The organism is Kitasatospora sp. NPDC057198 (genome assembly GCF_042670125.1).
Taxonomy (GTDB): Bacteria; Actinomycetota; Actinomycetes; order Streptomycetales; family Streptomycetaceae; genus Kitasatospora.
This window is the reverse complement of sequence record NZ_JBHUWH010000671.1, coordinates 1-3,118: the sequence shown is the minus strand read 5'-3', so window position 1 is coordinate 3,118 and position 3,118 is coordinate 1. Positions and strand designations below refer to the sequence as shown.

Below are 3,118 nucleotides of genomic sequence, written 5' to 3'. Positions count from 1 at the left end.
CCGGGACTCCCGGCGCGGGCGGACTGCACCCCTGGGGCAGGCCCAGGGAGGGAATCGGGGAGAGCCACAGCCATGACCGATGCGCCGACGACGGCCCCGGTGGCGCGCGCCGCGACCGCCGGGGAGGTCCTTGCCGGCTACCTGACCGTCCAGGCGGGCGCGTTCCTGCGCGCCCTGCCGCAGGCGGTCGGCGAGGCGGGGTCCAGACCGGGGGCGCTCCCGGCGTCGGCGCGGGCCGCGGACGACCTGCTGCGGGCGGTGCGCCGGGTCGGCGGGGCGCTGCACACCTTCGCGGCGGCGTTCGACCCGCAGTGGGCGCAGGAGTCGCGCACCGAGCTGCGCTGGCTGCTCAACCTGCTCGCCCAGGAGCCGGGCTACCAGCGGCGGGCGGTGCGGCTGCTGGGCGCGCTGGACTCGCTGGCCGACACCTCGCCGGACGGCGCGGGCATGCTGGCCGGGCACGCGGGCGCGCCCAAGGCGCGGGCGCTGCTGGAGCGGCAGCTGACGCTGGCCAGGACCAGGGCGCACACCGCGCTGCTGCAGGAGCTGCGCTCGGCCCGGCTGCACGCGCTGGCGGACCGGATGACGCTGCTGGCCGGGGAGGTGCCGCTGACCGCGGCCGCCGCGGAGCCGGTGGCGGCGCTGCTGCCGCAGACCGCGGCGGCGCTGGGAGCGCTGCTGGGCGCGGGCGAGCGGCTGCCCTGGCAGCGGGCGGCGCAGCCGTACGGCGGGGCGGGCCTGCACCGGCTGGGCGCGGCCGGGGAGGAGCCGGGCGGGGTGCCGGCGGCGCGCACGCCGGCGGACGCGGACGCGGCGCTGGCGGCGGACGACGCGCCGTGGCTGCGGGCCCGGATCCTGGTGAAGCGGGCCCGGTACGCGCTGGAGGTGTGCGGCGGCGCCGCCGAGGGCCTGGCCGAGCTGGACGCGGTGCTGGCGCGGCACCAGGAGGCGTCGGACGCGGCGGCGACGGTGGCGACGGCGGCGCGCACGCCGCGGATCACCCCGGCGACGGCGTACGTGCTGGGCGTGGTGCACGCGGACCAGCGTTTGGAGGTGGAGTCGGCCCGGTACGCTTTCGGGCGCCAGTGGCCGGGGGTGGCCCCCGGGCTGGTCGGCCCGGTGGCGGTGCTGCCGGACTGAGACCCCCGTTCCCCCCCGCCCGGATGGACCGCGTACCGCAGATGCCCGATCGCCCCTCCCCGCCCGACCGCGCCGGTACCCGGTCGGGCGGTTCCCGTCCGGCCCGTCCGCCGGCGGCCGGGTCCCGTTCGACGGTGCTGGCGGCGGGGGCGGTGCTGTGGGTGCCGGGGCCGCCGAAGAAGGGCGGAAAGGGCCGCAAGAAGCCGCGGATCGCGCTGGTGCACCGGCCCAAGTACGACGACTGGAGCCTGCCGAAGGGGAAGCTGGACCCGGGCGAGGGCTGGCGGGCGGCGGCGCTGCGCGAGGTGCTGGAGGAGACCGGGATGCGCTGCGTGCTGGGGCCCGAGTTGCCGGCCCAGCACTACCTGGCGCACGGCCGGCCGAAGGAGGTCCGGTACTGGTCGGCGGTGCCGACGGGCGGCGGGTTCCGGCCCAACCGGGAGGTGGACCGGCTGGAGTGGCTGCCGCCGAAGCGCGCCAGGGAGCGGCTGACCCACCCGCGGGACCGGGCGCTGGTGGACGCGCTGCTGGAGCTGCTGTTCGACTGATCGGCCGTCCGGGTGGTTCGCACAGGTCGGACGGGTGATCTCACCGCGCCCCCACCGTGACGCAACCGTTACTACCGGCCGCAGTTTCCTGACGTCCCTTCGAGGTTCACTCCCCGTTCATTTGCGACGGGCTGACGCGTCACCTGTCCTGCCTAACTTCTGGGTTACCGGAGGGCCGGAAGGGCCCCGGACCACAGCAAAACCGGTCGTTCCGAGACCGGCATTGCCTCAGAAAGGGACACCCAGTGAACCTGCGGAACGGCCGCTCCAAGGCCCTCGCCATCGGTGCCGTCGCGCTCGTCTCCACGCTGTCGCTCTCGGCTTGCGGCACGGACGACAACACCTCGAAGACCAACTCGGGCTCCTCCACCGGTGGTTCGACGGCGGCCGCTCCGGCCAAGATCGCGTGTGCCGACAAGGGCGGCCAGCTGCTGGGCGCCGGTTCGACCGCGCAGACTCCGGCGATCGACGTCTGGAAGGCCGCCTACAGCGCCGCCTGCTCCAGCGCGACCCTGACCTACTCCGGCGGCGGCTCCGGCGCGGGTGTCACCCAGTTCAACCAGGGCAAGATCGCTTTCGCGGGTTCCGACTCGGCCCTGAAGCCGGCCGAGGTCGACGCCTCCAAGACCGTCTGCACCGGCGGCCAGGCGATCGACCTCCCGATGGTCGGCGGCCTGGTCTCGATCGTCTTCAACATCGAGGGCGTCGACAAGCTCGTCGTGGACGGCCCGACCCTGGCGAAGATCTTCGACTCGCAGATCACCAAGTGGAACGACCCGGCGATCGCCGCCCTGAACCCGGGCATCAACCTTCCGGCCGCCGACATCCAGGCGATCCACCGCTCCGAGGACTCCGGCACCACCGCCAACCTGACCGGCTACCTGGCCAAGGCCGGCGGCGGCAACTGGAAGTACCCGGCCGCCAAGGCGTGGGCGGGCCAGGGCGGCCAGTCCGCGAACGGCTCGGCCGGCGTCGCGGCCCTGGTCAAGCAGACCAAGAACTCGATCTCCTACGTCGAGCTCTCCTACGCCCAGACCAACAAGCTGAACAGCGCCGCGATCAACACCGGCGCCTCCAAGCCGGTCGAGGCCACCGCCGCCAACGCCGCCGCCACCCTGGCCTCCGCCAAGGTCGTCGGCACCGGCGCCGACCTGGCGCTGGACATCGACTACGCGACCAAGGCCGAGGGCAACTACCCGATCACCCTGGTCACCTACGAGATCGTCTGCGACAAGGGCAACAAGGCCGACACCCTGCCGGTCCTGAAGTCCTTCCTCAACTACACCGTCAGCGAGGGCGGCCAGCAGGCCATCGGCGCGGTCGGCTACGTGCCGCTGCCGGCCGAGCTCGCGACCAAGGTCAAGACCCAGATCGACGCCCTGGCCTGAGGCTGAGCGACGACCGGCCGGGCGGCCCCCGAAGGAGGGGGG

Annotated in this window: 3 protein-coding genes; all 3 read left to right on the top strand. The window is 74.5% G+C overall.

Annotated features, from left to right (window positions below):
* Positions 1 to 72 precede the first annotated feature (72 nt).
* Positions 73 to 1,140, top strand: coding sequence for a CHAD domain-containing protein (locus ACFUEL_RS37540; protein ID WP_380242360.1), 1,068 nt, complete (start codon positions 73 to 75; stop codon positions 1,138 to 1,140).
* 41 nt (positions 1,141 to 1,181) lie between these two features.
* Positions 1,182 to 1,688, top strand: coding sequence for an NUDIX hydrolase (locus ACFUEL_RS37535; protein ID WP_380242358.1), 507 nt, complete (start codon positions 1,182 to 1,184; stop codon positions 1,686 to 1,688).
* Between the two features lie 245 nt (positions 1,689 to 1,933).
* The gene (gene pstS, locus ACFUEL_RS37530) at positions 1,934 to 3,076 is read left to right on the top strand and encodes a phosphate ABC transporter substrate-binding protein PstS (protein ID WP_380242356.1); all 1,143 of its coding nucleotides are present in this window, start codon (positions 1,934 to 1,936) and stop codon (positions 3,074 to 3,076) included.
* Positions 3,077 to 3,118 lie beyond the last annotated feature (42 nt).

Excerpts from the sequence above, each read along its gene's own strand:
- ACFUEL_RS37535 (WP_380242358.1), top strand. The coding sequence starts at position 1,182 with ATGCCCGATCGCCCCTCCCCGCCCGACCGCGCCGGTACCCGGTCGGGC.
- ACFUEL_RS37540 (WP_380242360.1), top strand. The coding sequence starts at position 73 with ATGACCGATGCGCCGACGACGGCCCCGGTGGCGCGCGCCGCGACCGCC.